13 protein-coding genes and 3 pseudogenes are annotated in these 15,582 nt (G+C 69.9%); 9 read left to right on the top strand and 7 right to left on the bottom strand.

The window, feature by feature from the left end:
* Window positions 1-1,131 (bottom strand): histidine kinase (locus JWP54_RS16955; RefSeq protein ID WP_297374531.1); only part of this gene is annotated, 1,131 nt, incomplete at its 3' end.
* 350 nt (window positions 1,132-1,481) lie between these two features.
* Between JWP54_RS16955 and JWP54_RS16950 the strand changes: the two genes are divergently transcribed.
* From JWP54_RS16950 to JWP54_RS16935, 4 genes are all read left to right on the top strand, one after another.
* Complete coding sequence (locus JWP54_RS16950; RefSeq protein WP_297374529.1) at window positions 1,482-2,207, top strand: ABC transporter ATP-binding protein; 726 nt, start codon at window positions 1,482-1,484, stop codon at window positions 2,205-2,207.
* Window positions 2,204-3,490 (top strand): ABC transporter permease, encoded by a 1,287-nt coding sequence (locus tag JWP54_RS16945; protein WP_297374526.1) that lies wholly within the window; start codon window positions 2,204-2,206, stop codon window positions 3,488-3,490. The genes JWP54_RS16950 and JWP54_RS16945 overlap by 4 nt, the downstream gene beginning before the upstream one ends.
* A 105-nt stretch (window positions 3,491-3,595) precedes the next feature.
* Window positions 3,596-4,504, top strand: coding sequence for an aminoglycoside phosphotransferase family protein (locus JWP54_RS16940; RefSeq protein WP_297374522.1), 909 nt, complete (start codon window positions 3,596-3,598; stop codon window positions 4,502-4,504).
* 68 nt (window positions 4,505-4,572) lie between these two features.
* Window positions 4,573-4,923 carry a VOC family protein gene (locus JWP54_RS16935; RefSeq protein ID WP_297374519.1) on the top strand — a complete coding sequence of 117 codons (351 nt, stop codon included), beginning with the start codon at window positions 4,573-4,575 and terminating at the stop codon, window positions 4,921-4,923.
* Between the two features lie 136 nt (window positions 4,924-5,059).
* On the opposite strand, the gene JWP54_RS16930 is transcribed toward JWP54_RS16935, so the two are convergent.
* The 5 genes and pseudogenes from JWP54_RS16930 to JWP54_RS16910 all read right to left on the bottom strand — a co-directional run bounded on the left by JWP54_RS16930 (window position 5,060) and on the right by JWP54_RS16910 (window position 10,559).
* A complete protein-coding gene (locus tag JWP54_RS16930) occupies window positions 5,060-6,184 on the bottom strand; it encodes an SDR family oxidoreductase (protein WP_297374516.1) in 1,125 nt (374 codons plus the stop codon).
* 191 nt (window positions 6,185-6,375) lie between these two features.
* Entirely contained in the window at window positions 6,376-7,260 is an 885-nt protein-coding gene (locus JWP54_RS16925; RefSeq protein ID WP_297374514.1) for a D-hexose-6-phosphate mutarotase, read from the bottom strand.
* Window positions 7,261-7,349: 89 nt separating this feature from the next.
* Window positions 7,350-9,092, bottom strand: a pseudogene (locus tag JWP54_RS16920) (HAD-IC family P-type ATPase).
* A gap of 3 nt (window positions 9,093-9,095) precedes the next feature.
* Window positions 9,096-10,440: pseudogene (locus tag JWP54_RS16915) on the bottom strand (potassium-transporting ATPase subunit KdpA); the annotation flags it as partial.
* Window positions 10,437-10,559: a hypothetical protein gene (locus JWP54_RS16910; RefSeq protein ID WP_297374511.1), complete on the bottom strand. Its 123-nt coding sequence runs from the start codon at window positions 10,557-10,559 to the stop codon at window positions 10,437-10,439. The pseudogene JWP54_RS16915 and the gene JWP54_RS16910, both read right to left, overlap by 4 nt.
* Window positions 10,560-11,499: 940 nt before the next feature.
* Between JWP54_RS16910 and JWP54_RS16905 the strand changes: the two genes are divergently transcribed.
* The 4 genes and pseudogenes from JWP54_RS16905 to JWP54_RS16890 all read left to right on the top strand — a co-directional run bounded on the left by JWP54_RS16905 (window position 11,500) and on the right by JWP54_RS16890 (window position 13,954).
* Window positions 11,500-11,994, top strand: a complete 495-nt coding sequence (locus tag JWP54_RS16905; RefSeq protein ID WP_297374507.1) for a DNA starvation/stationary phase protection protein — start codon at window positions 11,500-11,502, stop codon at window positions 11,992-11,994.
* A 127-nt stretch (window positions 11,995-12,121) separates the two neighbouring features.
* Window positions 12,122-12,577: an SRPBCC family protein gene (locus JWP54_RS16900; RefSeq protein WP_297374503.1), complete on the top strand. Its 456-nt coding sequence runs from the start codon at window positions 12,122-12,124 to the stop codon at window positions 12,575-12,577.
* A gap of 226 nt (window positions 12,578-12,803) precedes the next feature.
* Window positions 12,804-13,358, top strand: a pseudogene (locus JWP54_RS17820) (LCP family protein); the annotation flags it as partial.
* 140 nt (window positions 13,359-13,498) lie between these two features.
* Window positions 13,499-13,954: a hypothetical protein gene (locus JWP54_RS16890; RefSeq protein WP_297374498.1), complete on the top strand. Its 456-nt coding sequence runs from the start codon at window positions 13,499-13,501 to the stop codon at window positions 13,952-13,954.
* A 12-nt stretch (window positions 13,955-13,966) separates the two neighbouring features.
* Here JWP54_RS16890 and kduI read toward each other — a convergent pair whose 3' ends face one another.
* Window positions 13,967-14,797: a 5-dehydro-4-deoxy-D-glucuronate isomerase gene (kduI, locus tag JWP54_RS16885; protein WP_297374496.1), complete on the bottom strand. Its 831-nt coding sequence runs from the start codon at window positions 14,795-14,797 to the stop codon at window positions 13,967-13,969.
* 279 nt (window positions 14,798-15,076) lie between these two features.
* Here kduI and JWP54_RS16880 point away from each other — a divergent pair.
* The coding region (locus JWP54_RS16880; protein ID WP_297374493.1) for an MFS transporter at window positions 15,077-15,582 on the top strand (506 nt) is incomplete at its 3' end.

The following is a 15,582-nucleotide window of genomic DNA, read 5'->3' as shown; positions in this document are numbered from 1 at the left end:
GGTCGCGGTCTCCGCCGCTGCCGCCGCAGCCGCCGGCCCGGTGCGGGGCTGCGCGGCCACGGTGTTCGTCACCGTGATCTCCAGGCCGTCGCCCTGGTAGTCCAAGTGCAGCAGCGCGGTGTGGTCGGCGCCGTGTTTGTGGGCATTGGTCAAGGCTTCCTGCACCACTCGGTACGCGACCATGTCGACGGCGCCCGGCAGCGGCCGCGGCGTCCCGGCCACCCGGTGTTCCACCTGCAGGCCGCTCCGCTCGAAGTCGATCAGCAGCGGTTCGAGGTCGGCGAGCCCGGCGACGGGTGGGGTCGCCAGGCCCGTGCCACCGGCATCCGTGGCACGCAGCACACTGAGCAGGCCGCCGATCTCGCCCAGCACGCTGCGGGCCGCGTCGCGGATGGTCGCCAGCGACTTTTCGGCGTCGGCGGGCCGCTTCGGCAGTGCCTGGGAGGCGACGCTGGAGTGCAGGTTGATCACCGCGATCTGGTGGGCGAGCAGGTCGTGCAGGTCCCGGGCGATACGCAGCCGTTCTTCGGCCACCCGGCGCAGCGCCTCGGACTCCTTGGTCTCCTCGGCCCGCCGGGCCCGCTCGGTGATGCTGCGGATGTAGGCGACGTGCGACCGGTTGGCGTCGCCGGCGGCGGTGGCGAATCCCACGAAGGCCGCCAGTTGCAACATGGCACGGGCATCGTGCCAGGACGGGTCGAGGAAGGCGAGCATGGTGGCGGCCAGGAGCAGCACGGTGGCGCCGGAGAAGATCAGCGAGGTGCGCCGGGTGAGCCGCCTCGCCACGGCGAACACCCCGATCAGCACAGCAATCAGGTGGGCGACAATCGGCCCGTCCGCGGCGAGCCCGAGCACGCAGGCGGTCACCGCGATGACTGCGCCGGTCAGCGGCGCGCGCCGGCGCAGCAGCACAGTGCCGGCCGAGATGGCTACCAGGAGCGCTGCAGCGGGGCTGGAGGTGACAGTGCCGCTGAAGTCGGTGTGGGCGAAGCTCGGGCCGAGCACCAGGAGCACCAGGATGCCGTCGCGCAGCCATTCGGGCAGCCGGGCCAGCGGTGAGAAGGTGCGCTCAGCGGGGTCCGGTGCGCGTCCCGGTGCAGGGTGCGGTGTGCGGTCGCGCTGGCTCGGCATGCTGTCCTCCCGCCCGGTGATCGGGTCTGACCCCCATTCTGTCAACCGATCCGCGCCGGGTCTGCCCGCGGGCGTGGGCGTTCGGTCTACTGCGTTCGTGGTAGCCGGGGGCCGGCCGGCGGCTCCAGCGGCCCGCCGCGGTACGCCCAGGTTCCTACGAGCGGAGGACGCCCCGGCCGGTGCGCTACGGGAAGACTGGAGTCGTGCCGCCCGGCCGGTCCGAAATGGGCCGGTCCGGCAGGCACGCCAACCCCCGCTGCCCACCGCCGCGCAGCCCGCATTCCAGCCCCCGCAGACCCGCAACCCGCGGCCGCCTCAGCACGCGCCGCAGTCATCAGGAGAACCCCGCCATGCCAGTGCCCATTCTCGCCGCCCGCGACATCCATAAGTCGTATGGTCGCGGCGCCACCCGGTTCGACGCCCTCAAGGGCGTCTCCCTCGACATCCAGCAGGGCGAGTCCGTCGCCATCGTCGGCAAGAGCGGCTCGGGCAAGTCCACCCTGATGCACCTGCTCGCCCTGCTCGACAACCCCAGCACCGGGGCCGTCGAGCTCAGCGGCCGCGACGCCAGCAGCCTGAACGGCAAGCTCGTCAACCAGACCCGCAACGAGACCTTCGGCTTCGTCTTCCAGCAGTTCTTCCTCACGCCGAACACCAGCGTGCTCGACAACGTGACGTTGCCGCTGCAGATTGCCGGCATCCGTGGTGCCGAGCGCAAACGTCGCGGGATGGCCGCACTCGAGCAGCTGGAACTGGCCGACAAGGCCCGCAACAAGGCCACCGACCTCTCCGGCGGCCAGAAGCAGCGGGTCGTGATCGCCCGGGCGCTGGTGAACAATCCCAGCGTCATCTTCGCCGACGAACCGACCGGCAACCTCGACTCCGCCACGGGCAAGGTCGTCGAGGACATCCTGTTCTCGCTGCAGGAGGAGAAGGGCATCACCCTGATCATCGTCACCCACGACGAGGACCTCGCGGCGCGCTGCGACCGCCGCGTGTACATCCGCGACGGCCTCATCAGCGACACCCTGCACGCCGCGCCTGCCGCCCCGATCGCCCAGGAGGTGCGCGCATGAACGCCTTCGACCTGATCCGCTCGGCCGTGAAGAACAGCCTGCGCAGCAAGACCCGCACCACCCTCACCGTGCTCGCCATCTTCATCGGCGCGTTCACCCTCACCCTCACCAGCGGGGTCGGCACCGGCATCAACCAGTACATCGACACCATGGTCGCCTCGATCGGCGCCGACGACGTGCTCACCGTCACCAAGGCCGCCGAAGACACCGGCGACGGCCCGGTCGAATACGATCCGGATACGACGACCGTCGCCGCCGCGGGCCCCCCAGGCACCACCGTCGTGACCCTCAGCAGCGCCGACCTCGACACCATCGGCGACGTCGACGGGGTACTCTCGGTCGAACCCCAGCTGCGGGTGAGCCCGGACTTCGTGCGGGTCGACGGCGGCACAGCGTACGAGGCCAGCGTCGGCAGCTTCATCCCCGGCATGGCACTCGACCTCGCCGCCGGCGCCGAACCCGACTCCGCCAGCGACGCCTACGAGGTCGCCGTCCCGGTCTCCTACGTGGACGCGCTCGGCTTCACATCCGACGCCGACGCGGTCGGCGCCACGCTCACCTTCGGGGTGATGGATGTCGCGGGCACCTCCTCGCTGGTCACCGCCACCATCGTCGGCGTCGCCGAGGAGGGCCTCGTCGGCTCGAGCGCCTTCACCGCGAACGAGGTGCTCACCGAGGCGCTCTACGACACCCAGAGTGTCGGGCTGAGCGAGTCCAGCAAGGACAGCTACTCGTCGGCCGTCGTGCGGTTCGACGAAACCGGCACGGATGCCGACCTGACGGCGCTGAAGGACTCCCTGGCCGAGCTGGGCTACACCGGCACCACCGTGCAGGACTCGATCGGCTCGTTCAAGGCCGTCATCGACGGCATCGTGCTGGTGCTCAACGCCTTCGCCGTGATCGCCCTGCTGGCCGCCGGCTTCGGCATCGTCAACACCCTGCTCATGAGCGTGCAGGAACGCACCCGGGAGATCGGCCTGATGAAGGCCATGGGTCTGGGCGGCGGCAAGATCTTCGGCCTGTTCAGCCTCGAAGCGGTCTTCATCGGCCTGATGGGCAGCGCGATCGGCGTCGGCGTGGGCATGCTCGCCGGAGCGGGCGCCAACGCCGTGCTCGCCGACACCCTGCTGGCCGACCTGCCCGGGCTCACCCTGGTGGCGTTCGACCCGGCGGCGCTCGCCACGATCGTGCTCACCGTGATGGGCCTGGCGTTCCTGGCCGGCACCATCCCGGCGCTCCGCGCCGCGCGGCAGGACCCGATCGAGTCGCTCCGCTACGAGTAGCCGACACTCGCGGCACGTCTGAGTCCCGCCGGACCTCGCACCGAGGACCGGCGGGATTTCTGCGTGCCGGGACCGAATCATCCGCTCAGCGGGCACACTGGGCAGATGCCCATCGAGCAGCACGGCCCGGCCTTCGCGGCTCGGATCGTGCGTGGCCGGGGCCGGGATCCGGTGGCGGTCACACCGCTCGGCGGCGTGGTGAACGAGGTTTTCCGGGTGCGGGGCGCGGGCTTCGACTGGGTGGTCCGCTTTCCAGCGGACCCGGAACGACGAAACGAGTTCCCCGTCGAGGAGTGGGCCATGCGTGCGGCCCGGCAGGCGGGCATCCCGGTGCCGGATGTGGTCGGCTCCGGCCGGCTCGACGACAGGCCGTACCTGGTTCTGCAGTACTGCGAACCCGCGGTTGACGGCCTGGCGGACCCGTGGACCTGGCTCGGCCGCTACGCCCGGTCGGTCGGTCGGCTGCCGTTGGCCGGCGCCCCCGAGGCGGTGTTCTCCCGGTTCGGCCGCGACCTGCCGGCGGCCTGGCAGGCGCACGTGGCGTACAACCTCGACTCGCTCGGCGCCGACGACCCGCTGCGGCGGGACGGCGCCTACGCCGTGGAGCACCGGCCCGCCCTGCGGGCGCTGCTGGCGGAGCTGCAGGCGGAACCCTTCGACTTCGGGCTCGCGCACGGTGACCTGGCGCCGCGGAACCTCATCGCGCCGGCGCGCCCGGCCGCACCGGTGCTGCTCGACTGGGGTGCGGCCGGCACGGGACCGGCGCCCTGGACCGACCTGCAACGGGTCTACCAGTCGGCGGTCCACGACCGCACGATCACACCCGCCGCGCTGGCCGACTTCGCGGCTGCCGCGGGCACCCCGATGACCGAGGCGACCGAACGGGTGTTGCTGGCGCTGACGGTGCTCCGCTTCCTCGACCTGGCCCGGTGGGCCCGTGAGCGCCGACCCGAGCTGTATTCCGACTACCTCGTCGCCTGCACGGCCGGCATCCGCACCGCGCTGCGGCCCTGACCCGCAGCCGCGCGGCGCAGCCGGGCCGGTCCTTGCGCGCCGGCCCGACATCCGGTCTGATGGGTGGCATGAAGGTGACGAGGGTGACCGTGGGGCTGCCGGTCCGAGACCTGCGGCGGGCCGAGGACTGGTACCGGAAGGTGTTCGAGCTGACCGGTGCGGCGGTCGAGCCGGTGCCGGGGCTGGTGGAGCTGACGCTGGGCTCGATCGACCTGCAGCTGGTCGAGGACCCGGCCGGGCAGCCGGGCGCCCAGAACGGCCTGCGGGTGGGCGTGGCCGACGCCGCCGCCGAACACGAGCGCCTCAGCACGCTGGGGCTCGACCTCGACCCGGTGGAGCACGTTCCGGGCGCGGTCGACTACTTCGACTTCACCGATCCCGACGGCAACACCCTCGGTGTCTACTCGCTCAACTCCTGAGGCGCGGGTCCGCCCCGGCAGGGCGCCCGTCAGACGCGTGTTTCCGGCTGCGCGGGCACCCCGCCGCTAGGCGGGTGGCGCGCCCCCAGCGTACCGGCGCTGGGCCCGCGTTCCTCCGCGCCTTCGCCGTTCGGGGTTACGGAACGAGGCGCTCCGCGCGGTAGCGGTCGAACAGCTCGAGGAACGCCTGCTCGGTGTTGCGGTAGCCGGTGAAGCCGGCCGCGCGGCTGCGGCCCATGTCGGCGAAGACCTCCATGGTGCGGCCGAGGTCGGCATCGCTGTGCCACCACGATGCCAACCGGCCGAGGTCCGCCTCGACGAGGCCGTGTGTGGCGACGATGCGGTCCCAGACGGGCTGGCCATCCGTCATCTGGGTCTCGAGTGGGCGCGGGGTGTCGACGAAACCCTCCGGCTCGACGCCGAAGTACGCGGCCAGGCGCGGCCAGAGCCAGCGCCAGCGGAAGGTGTCGCCGTTGACGATGTTGAAGGCCGTGTCCGCGGCGGCCGGGGTGGTGGCCGCCCACACCATCTGGCCGGCGAGCAGGCCCGCGTCGGTCATGTCGGTGACGCCGTTCCACTGGGTTTCCGAGCCGGGGAAGATGAACGGGCGGTCCAGCTCGCGGCAGATCGCCGCGTACACGGCCAGGGTGAGGCCCATGTTCATGGCGTTGCCGACCGCGTGGCCGATCACGGTGTGGGCACGGTGCACCGACCAGGTGAAGCCGCGCGCGCGGGCGGCGGCCCAGAGTTCGTCCTCCTGGGCGTAATAGAAGTTCTCCACCGACAGGCGCGGCTCGTCTTCGTGGAACGGGGTGTCGGGCACCTCGCCCTGCCCGTAGGCCTCGAACGGGCCGAGGTACTGCTTGAGCCCGGTCATCAGCGCCACGTGCTGCACCGGAGCGTCGGCCAAGGCGGTGAGCAGGTCGCGTACCATCGCCGAATTGACGAGGATGTTCTCGGCCTCGGTGGCCTGGCGGAGCCACGCGGTGAAGAACACGTGAGTGGGCTGGTGACCGGCCAGCGCCTCCCGCAGCGACTCGACACTGCGCAGGTCGGCGCCCACCGGGATCACGCCGGGCCGGGCCGCGACGGGCGTGCGGGACAGGGCGAGAACACTCCAGCCCTGTGCGGTGAGCAGGTCGACCAGGGCCGAACCGGCGATGCCGCTGGCGCCGGCCACGAGGGCGGTGCGGGGCGGCGTGCCGGCGGCGTCGGCCTGGCGGAACTCGGGGACGGGCGGGGTTTCGTTGGAGAAAGTCATTGCCGGGCACAACGTCCGGTGCGGCCCACGCATTCCGCGACCGGTCGCGAGCGGATGCTCGGAGGAGCTGCGCGGGTCGGGCGCCGCTACGCGGGTGGCACGCCACCCGCGTACCGGCGCATCACCCGCGTACCGGCGCATCACCCGCGTACCTGCGGGAGTCGAGCCCGCCCGCGTGGGCGCGGCGCGAGTCACGCCACCGTGTAGCGCACGCTCATCTCGTGGCTGGCGCCGGGTGCCAGCGTGATGGCGTCGTCGCGGATGTTGCAGGTCTCCACACAGACCATGCCGGTGTACTCGTCATCGCCGAAGTCGGCCATCGCGGCGGCCTTCTCGATCCACGGGTTCCAGACGACGGTGCTCGCCGAGCCCTGCTTGTTGATGCTGAACACCCGCCCGGTGGCGGCATCCGTCACGGTGGTGTCGGCGGTCGAGGCCTGGTAGATGCGGTCTGTCTCGCCGGAGAAACGCACCGGTTCGGACTCGGCCGGCTGCGGTCCGGAGAGCCGGTCGGTGAACAGGGCGCCCTCGAGGCCGCCGACCTCGGTCTGGCGGATGTCGGCGACCGCGAGGTAAGTGTGCAGGGCCTCCTCGAAGGTGACCGGTTCGGCGTCCCGGTTGGTCACCGTCAGGGAGAGCGCCAACTCGGCGCCAACGGTGATCGTGTAGCGGGCCTCGAACCGGTGCGGCCAGGCGGATGCCCGAGTGGCCTCGGAGTCGGTCAGCCTGAGGTCGAGCTCGACGTCCGCGCCCACCTCGCGCGCCGCCACCAGCTGCCAGTCGGCGAGGCGGGCGAAGCCGTGGGACGGGGCCGTGGCATCCGTAGGGTGGCCGGCGAACCAGGGGAAGCAGATCGGCACACCGCCGCGCAGCGGAATGCCCGGCGCGTACTCGCTCTGCTCGCTCATCCAGATCACCGGGGTGCTCCCGGCGGGCGCCCACGAACTCACGTGGGCGCCCCGCAGGTAGACCTCGGCCGTGCCGCCCGGGCCGGCGACCCGGGCGACACTCAGCCCACCTTCGCCCATGCCCAGTTCGACGGATGACGGCAGTTCGAGCGAGGTGGCGGCAGACATGATGACCTCCGAGGTCGTTGGTGTGCTCCCATCCTAGGAACGAACCCGTCCGGCCCGGGACCGAACCCGTGCGGGCAGGGCTCAACCCGTCAGACGCCGACGGGACGCAGCTCGGCCACGGCGGCGGCGTACGCGGCGGCGCTGGGCTTGGCCGTCCGCGTGAACGTGTCCCGGTGCACGGCGAAGAGACCGAGTTTCGGGCCGTAGCCGAAGATCCACTCGAAGTTGTCCATCAGCGTCCAGTGCGCGTAGCCCAGAACCGGGGTCCCCGCGGCCACCTCCTCGGCCAGGTGCGCCAACGCCTGGGGGATGAATTCCGCCCGCAGCGTGTCGTCCTCGGTCTGCATGCCGTGTTCGGTGACGAACACGGGGACCCCGGCGACCTCGTGGGCATAGCGCACGGCGCCGGCGAGCGACTCGGGCGCGACCACCGACCCCATGCCGACGACCAGCGGGGTGCCGCCCAGCCGGGAGACACGTTCCACCTGCGCGGTCAGCTCGGCCAGCACGGTGTCGGCCACCGGGCCGGTTTCGCCGACCCAGGCCAGCACGGCGGAGCCGGCGCCCTTGCGGATCCTGCCGCCGGTGAAGTCGATACCGCTCATGCGGGTCTGCGCGGTGAACGGCACGATGTCGCCCGCCCAGCTGTCCGGCCGGGAGAAGCCTCGTTCGGCGGCCAGGTCGACGATCGATTTGCCCTCCGGGGTGGGGTCGCTCAGCGACGAGAGCGCCGCCGCCCGCACCAGCTCGGCCTCGGTCACGCCGGTCAGGGCCGCGAACTCGCGGGCCTGCCGGTTTCCGTAGGTGACGGTGCCGGTCTTGTCGAGCAGCAGGATGGTGACGTCGCCGGCGGCCTCGACCGCGCGGCCGGACATGGCCAAGACGTTCCGCTGCACGAGCCGGTCCATGCCGGCGATGCCGATCGCCGAGAGCAGCGCGCCGATGGTGGTCGGGATCAGGCAGACCAGCAGGGCGATCAGCATGGGCAGGCTCACTGTGGCGGCGGAGTAGCTCGCGATCGGGTTGAGAGTGAGCACCACGACCAGGAACACAATCGACAGGCTGGCCAGCAGGATGTTCAACGCCAGTTCGTTGGGGGTCTCTGCCGGGCCGCACCCTCGACCAGGGCGATCATGCGGTCGACGAAGGTCTCGCCGGGTTTGCTGGTGATGCGCACCACGATGCGGTCGGAGAGCACCCGGGTGCCGCCGGTGACGGCGCTGCGGTCGCCGCCTGATTCCCGCACGACCGGGGCGGATTCACCCGTGATCGCGGATTCATCGATGGAGGCGATGCCCCAGACGATGTCACCGTCGCCGGGAACGAGCTCGCCGGCCACGACGATCACGGTGTCGCCCAGGGTGAGGTCGGCCGACGATGGCCTGCACCGGGGAACCCGCCGCGCCAGGGTTCGTGTCGGCGTTGTAGTCCAGCACTCGGGTGGCGCTGGTGCTGGTGCTGGTGCTGGTGCGGGTCTGGCGCAGGCTGTCCGCCTGGGCCTTGCCGCGGCCCTCGGCCGCGGCCTCGGCCAGGTTGGCGAAGATCACCGTGAGCCAGAGCCAGACGGCGATGCCGACGGTGAACGACCCGGGCACAGCGGAGCCGCCCGAGTCGGCGGGGCCGCCGAGGAACGGCTCGGCGACGGCGAGCACGGTGGTGAGCAGGGCGCCGATTTCGACGATGAACATCACCGGGTTCCGCCACATCAGGCGCGGGCCGAGCTTTCGCACCGCGCCGGGCAGTGCGGCCACGAGCTGGCCGGCGCTGATCGCCTTCTTCGGCGCTGAACGGTCGGGGGTCGGCAGGGTGGGGGTGTCGAGGAGTGTGGTCATGGCTTACTGCAGCCCTTCCGCCAGGGGACCCAGCGCGAGTACGGGGAAATAGGTCAGTGCGGTGATGATGATGGTGACGCCGATCAGGAGGCCCACGAACTGGGGCCGGTTGGTGGGGAGGGTGCCCACGGTGGCGGGCACCTTGTCCTGGGCCGCGAACGAGCCGGCCAGGGCGAGCACGAACACGATCGGCAGGAACCGGCCGAGCAGCATCGCGACGCCGAGGGCGGTGTTGAACCACGGTGTGTTGGCGGTGAGGCCGGCGAACGCCGAGCCGTTGTTGTTGGCCGCTGAGGTGAACGCGTAGAGCACCTCGGAGAGGCCGTGCAGGCCCGGGTTCCAGGTCGAGGTGCCCTCCACATCCGCTCGCACTGCGGGAATCGCGAACGACAGCGCGGCGCCGAGCAGCACCAGGGTGGGTGTGACCAGAATGTAGAGGCTGGCCAACTTGATTTCCCGCGGGCCGATCTTCTTGCCCAGGTATTCCGGGGTGCGGCAGGGTGGAACCCCAGATGCCGAACCGGGTTTCCTTGCCCTCCATCGCCCCGCCGGCCAGCCCGGGTGCGGTGCCGGCGCCGTTCAGCTCGAAGATCGTGAGGGCGGTGAGCGAGATCACGAAGATCGTCGCCATGGCGGCCAGGATCGTGTAGCCCTGCCTCTTGTCGCCGACCATGGTGCCGAAGGTGCGCGGCAGGCTGAACGGGATAGCGAGCATCAGGATAATCGAGAACAGGTTGGTCCAGCCGGTGGGGTTCTCGAACGGATGCGCCGAGTTGGCGTTGAAGAAACCGCCGCCGTTGGTGCCGAGCAGCTTGACCGCCTCCTGCGAGGCCGCCGGCCCGCCCGGGATCGCCTGGGTGGCCCCGCTGAGCGTGGTCACGTCCGTGAATCCGGTGAGGTTCTGGATGACGCCGCCGGCCAGCAGCATGATCGTGGCGACGATCGACAGCGGCAGGCGCAGCACCCCGCGGGTGAGGTCCACCCAGAAGTTGCCGATGGTACCGGAGCGGCGCAGCATCAGGCCGCGCACCAGGGCCACCGCCACGGCGATGCCGACGGCGCAGGAGACGAAGTTCTGCACCGCGAGCCCGAGGAGCTGCACCGTGTAGCCCATCGTCAGATCGGGAGAGTAGGACTGCCAGTTGGTGTTGGTCACGAACGACACCGCGGTGTTGAAGGAGAGCCCCTCCGGCACGGCCGGGAAGCCCAGCGAGAACGGCAGCACGGCCTGGGCACGCTGGATGGCGTAGACCAACAGCACCCCCACGACGGAGAACGCGAGCACGCTGCGCAGGTAGGCCGCCCAGGTCTGCTGGCCGCGCGCATCCACCCCGGTCAGGCGGGTCAGCGTGAGGGCCTGCAGGATGCCCAGCCAGAGCGCCACGAGAACCGCTCCGGTTCCACCAGGGCCAGCACCAGGCAGCCGAGGGCGCCGACGGCGAGCACCGCGGCGATGACATCGAACACGATCACAGCTTCGCCACCCCCCCCAGGCGACGACGCCGATCAGCGCGAACACTGCGAACACGCCGAGCAGGTAAACAAGGTCGAGCAGGGGGTTTTCTCCATCCGTTGGCCGCCGGTTCGCCCGGCAGGTGCCCGTGCGCCGCACGAGAACGAACCGAGTCAACACCGCCGCGGTGCCGCCGAACGGATTCCTAACGAACCCCTAACGCCCCATCCCCTCCCCGCCGGACCGGCCAGACCCCACCCGGGCTGCGCCCGGGCATGAAGAAGCCCCGGTGCGGCTCGCGCCTTCGGGGGAAAGGGGAGCCGGCACCGGGGCCAATGGTTGGAGTGGGGGAACTCCATGTGCAACAGTACGTGGTTTGGGCTGCGAGCGGGCTGCACGCGGCCTAAGAATTTGCTATGCGGCCGGATTCCGCCGCGGGCGCCCCGCCGGGTCCGGACCGTGAATGGTCTACGCCGCCGAGCCGGCGAGGGATCCGGTGGTCTTGTCGGCGCCCATGACGATGCAGAGGATCTCCCGGTCGCCGCTGTCCCAGCTGCCCCCTGTGGGGGAGAGATAGTTGAAGTCGAGGGTCGATTTCCTCGGCGGCCTCGTCGTTGGAGCAGTCGCCGACGGCGAGGGAGAAGACGTCCGCCTCGCCGGCTTCGCTGATCTCCTGGGTGGCGGCGTCGCGTGCGGCCTCCTGGGGGAACAGATCGCTGATGGCGCTGCAACCCGAGAGGGTGAGCGCGCCGACCGAGAAGACGGCGGCGAAGACGGCTACCTGCAAGCGCGGGAAGGAGTGGGACACGGTGGAGCCTGTCGAGACGGAGAAGGGTGTGCTGTGGGCGGCACGAAGGGAGCCGTGCTTCCGCTAGGGTTCTGTCTGAAACTGAGCGAGGGACCGGCTCGCCACCCGGCCGATCCGGTGCCCGCCAACGACGAAAGGGACACCCCATGAAGGCATCCGCAGAACTCGGCAGCAACCTGCAGTCGATCCTGGTCGACCTGATCGAACTCCACATCCAGGGCAAGCAGGCGCACTGGAGCGTCGTGGGCAAGAACTTCCGCGACCTGCACCTGCAACTCGACGAGATCATCGAAGACGCCCGGTTGTTCTCCGATGACCTGGCCGAGCGGATGCGCGCCCTCGACGCCCTGCCCGACGGCCGCAGCGAGACGATCACCAAGACCACCCACCTGCCCAAGTTCCCCGAGGGAGAGGTGGACACCGCCGAGACGGTCACTCTCATCACGGTGCTGCTCAACACGACCGTCGACAACATCCGCGAGGTGCACGACGCCGTCGACGAAGAAGACCCGACCAGCGCCGACCTGCTGCACGGCTTCATCGAAAAGCTCGAGCAGTACGCCTGGATGGTCAGCGCGGAGAACCGCAAGCCGCGCAAACCCACTGCGAAGGACTCCACCCGGCCGGTCGGCAAGGCCTGACTGGCACATTCCCTGGCAATCGGGGCCGGGAGCGTGACGAACGGTGCGGCCGGCGCGTCACAGCAGTGAGACCATCTCGCCAGAGAGAACCCGCGGCACCGCCGCGAACAGGACAGAGGATGACACGATGACCCAGGTAATCGAAACAATCGATGTTGACGTTCCCGTACGCACCGCTTACAACCAATGGACCCAGTTCGAGTCCTTCCCGCAGTTCCTCGACTTCGTCGAGAACATCAAGCAGATCGATGACACCCACACGCATTGGAAGGTGAAGATCGGCGGCGCAGTCCGCGAATTCGACGCCGAGATCACCGAGCAGCACCCCGACGAGCGAGTCGCCTGGAAGAGCACCTCCGGCGATGAGCACCACGCCGGCGTGGTCACCTTCCACCGGCTCAGCGACACCACCTCCCGGGTCACCGTGCAGCTGGACTGGGAGGCCGAAGGCTTCCTGGAGAAGGTGGGCGCGGTCTTCGGCGTCGACGACCACGTGATCAAGAAGGACCTCAAGCAGTTCAAGACCTTCGTGGAGAACCCCGCCCACCAGGGCGACGGCTGGCGCGGGGACGTGAGCGTCTAGGTCCCCGGGTCAGTGGACGCCGTCGGCGCCGAGGTCTCGAACCTCCGGCACCGGCGGCGTTCGTCGTCCGGTGCTACGTTCCCTGCGTGATGCGGATGGGGCAGGACGCGGACGGGGGAGCGCCGCGGGATAAGGATTCGATCGGTGACCAGGGACCAGCCGCCCGGCGAAGGCACCGCGGCACGGAAGGCTCCGGCGCCCAAACCCGGTCACCGGGCTGCTCGGAGTGGTGGCCGTTGCCCTGGCCGCTGTGCTCGTCAGCGCCGCAGCACTAGCCGCGATCGCCGTGCGGCAGTTCACCAGCCAGGTGTCGGCGAACTCCATCGACATCACCGGCGAGGATGAGGCGGTGCCGCCGGTTCCCGTGAACATCGGCAGCTACGAGGCGGGCTTCAACATCCTGATCGTCGGGGTCGACAACGATGCCTCCCAGGGTGCGGCGTACGGCGCGCGGGACACCACCCTGAACGACGTGAACATCCTCGTGCACGTGTCGGCCGACCACAGCAACGCCGTGGTGGTGAGCATCCCGCGTGACCTGGTAGTGCCGCAGCCGCAGTGCCCGAACGCCGACACCGGCGAACAGGTCGCGGCGGTGGGAGCCGCGCCGATCAATCAGGCCATGGGGCGTGGCGGCCTGGCCTGCGTGGTCGACACGGTGGAGACTCTCACCGGGTTGGAGATCCCGTTCGCGGGGCTGATCTCCTTCAACGGTGTGGTGCAGCTGAGCGACGCCGTCGGCGGAGTGCCGATCTGCCTCACCGAACCGGTCGACGACCCGTTGGCCGGGCTCAGCCTGCCCCGGGGCACGAGTGTGGTTTCCGGCGAGACGGCCCTCGGTTCCTCCGCAGCCGGCACGGTGTCGGCGACGGCAGCGACCTGTCCCGGATCTCGTCGCAACAGCTCTACCTGGCCTCACTGTTGCGCACCGTGCGCGGCGACGGCACGTTCACCGACCTGCCGAGGCTGCTGGCGCTGGCCAACGTGGCGTCCCGCAACATCCAGCTGTCGACGAGCCTGGCCTACCCGGAGACCATGGTGTCGATGGCCCTGGCGATCAAGGACATCGACCTCGACCGGCTGGTCTTCGTGCAGTACCCGGGCGCCACCGACGACCCCGCCTACCCGGGCAAGGTGGTGGTGCCGATCCGGGGCCTGGCCGACACGCTGTTCGGCAACATCGCCCCGGACGAGCCGTTCTCGCTCGCCGCCCAGGCGCCACCGGAGGCGCCCGTCGTCGCTGAGGAACCGGCGGCGGAACAGCCGGTCGGCACGCCGGCGCCGACGAATGCCGCGACACCGGCCCCCGAGGTCGTTGAGGGGCTCACCGGCCGCACGGCCGCGGATGAGTCCTGCGCCGAGGCCGCCCGTAGCTGAGCGGAGCGCGGGTCAGAGCAGCGCGGCAGGCAGCACGTGGTCCATGTCGTCGAACGCCTTGTTCTCGCCGGCCATCGCCCAGACGAACGAGTAGCTGCCCGTGCCGAAGCCGCTGTGCAGTGACCAGCTTGGGGAGATGATCGCTTCGTTGTTGGCCACGACCAGGTGGCGGCTCTCCGTCGGCTCGCCCATCAGGTGGATGACGCGCTGGTCGGCGTCGAGGTCGAAGTAGAGGTAGCACTCGGTGCGGCGGTCGTGCGTGTGGGCCGGCATGGTGTTCCACATGCTGCCCGTGCTCAGGACGGTGACGCCCATGACGACCTGGCAGCTCTGCACGCCGTTGGCGTGGATGTACTGGTTGATGGTGCGCTCGTTCGAGGTAGTGGGATCGCCCAGCTCGCGCACGGTGCCCTGGCCGGCTTCGACCAGCGTGGTCGGGTACGCCGTGTGGGCGGTGGCGGAGAACAGGTAGAACGAGGCCGGTGCAGCCGGGGCGGTGCTGGTGAACACCACGTCGACGACGCCGCGGCCGATGTAGAGGCACGACCCGGTCGCGAGCACGTACGCGGTTCCGTCGACGGAGACGGTCCCGGTGCCGCCGACGTTGACGATGCCCGCTTCCCGGTTCTCGAAGAAGGTCTCGGTGCGGAGCTCGTCGAAGCTGCCCAGTGTGAGGGGGGCGGTGACCGGGCGGGCGCCGCCCAGGACGATCCGGTCTTCGTGGGTGTAGGTGGCGCGGATTTCGTCGTCGACGAAGAGGTCGTCGACGAGGTAGTTGGCCCGGAGCGCCGCGGTGTCGAATGTGCGGATTTGGGCGGGATTGGTGGAATGACGCAACTGCATTGTTTATCTCATTTCCTGTGGAGGCATCTGCCGCGGGACGCGTCACCGCGGGTCGATGTTCCGTCTTGCGGAACAACATACCAGCGTTTCGGTCTTTCGCGGAGCCGATCTTGCGCAATTAGGACCTTGGTCCCCTTCGCTGGGAGCGCCACGCCCGTATTCTGAGTCTGTACCACGGCCCTGCATTCCGTCCTGCGGAACGCACCGCACGAGCTTCTCTCCCGGGCGATGCCGCCCGTCATGCATCCACGATTGCAACCGAAAGAGTGTCAGAGCCTCATGAGTATCCAAGACAACATTGACGTCGTCCCGGACGCCGCGCCAGTCGCCGCAGCCGAAGAGGCTGAAGGCACCCTCACCGGAAAGGAGAAGGTCGCCTACGGGTTCGGTGACCTCGGCAACGGGTTCATGTTCGACCTCGGCCAGGCCTACCTCACCAAGTTCTGGATCGACACCGCCGGCATCGGCCCGGCAGTCGTCGCGCTGATCTTCGTTCTGGTCAAGCTCTTCGACGCCGTGATGGACACTGTCGCGGCACTCTTCATCGACGGCCGCAAGGTCGGCAAGCGCGGCAAGTTCCGCCCGGTGATGATGGTCTCCGCCTTCATCCTGGCCGTGATGACCGTGGTCACCTTCACCATGCCCGACGTGGCGATGGGCTGGAAGATCGCCTTCGCCGCCGGTACCTACGCCATCTGGGGCGGTGTCTACTCCTTCGTCAACGGACCGTACGGTTCGCTGGCCTCGGTGATGACCCGCAACATCAAGGAACGCGCCCAGCTCGC

The sequence above is a fragment of the Cryobacterium sp. genome (assembly GCF_025463825.1).
Classification (GTDB): domain Bacteria; phylum Actinomycetota; class Actinomycetes; order Actinomycetales; family Microbacteriaceae; genus Cryobacterium.
Note: the sequence above shows the minus strand (reverse complement) of the source record. Positions and strands in the feature narration are given on the sequence as shown.

Excerpts from the sequence above, each read along its gene's own strand:
- JWP54_RS16900 (WP_297374503.1), top strand. The coding sequence starts at position 12,122 with ATGACCCAGGTAATCGAAACAATCGATGTTGACGTTCCCGTACGCACC.
- JWP54_RS16930 (WP_297374516.1), bottom strand. The coding sequence starts at position 6,184 with ATGACTTTCTCCAACGAAACCCCGCCCGTCCCCGAGTTCCGCCAGGCC.
- kduI (WP_297374496.1), bottom strand. The coding sequence starts at position 14,797 with ATGCAGTTGCGTCATTCCACCAATCCCGCCCAAATCCGCACATTCGAC.
- JWP54_RS16950 (WP_297374529.1), top strand. The coding sequence starts at position 1,482 with ATGCCAGTGCCCATTCTCGCCGCCCGCGACATCCATAAGTCGTATGGT.
- JWP54_RS16945 (WP_297374526.1), top strand. The coding sequence starts at position 2,204 with ATGAACGCCTTCGACCTGATCCGCTCGGCCGTGAAGAACAGCCTGCGC.
- JWP54_RS16905 (WP_297374507.1), top strand. The coding sequence starts at position 11,500 with ATGAAGGCATCCGCAGAACTCGGCAGCAACCTGCAGTCGATCCTGGTC.
- JWP54_RS16935 (WP_297374519.1), top strand. The coding sequence starts at position 4,573 with ATGAAGGTGACGAGGGTGACCGTGGGGCTGCCGGTCCGAGACCTGCGG.
- JWP54_RS16940 (WP_297374522.1), top strand. The coding sequence starts at position 3,596 with ATGCCCATCGAGCAGCACGGCCCGGCCTTCGCGGCTCGGATCGTGCGT.
- JWP54_RS16925 (WP_297374514.1), bottom strand. The coding sequence starts at position 7,260 with ATGTCTGCCGCCACCTCGCTCGAACTGCCGTCATCCGTCGAACTGGGC.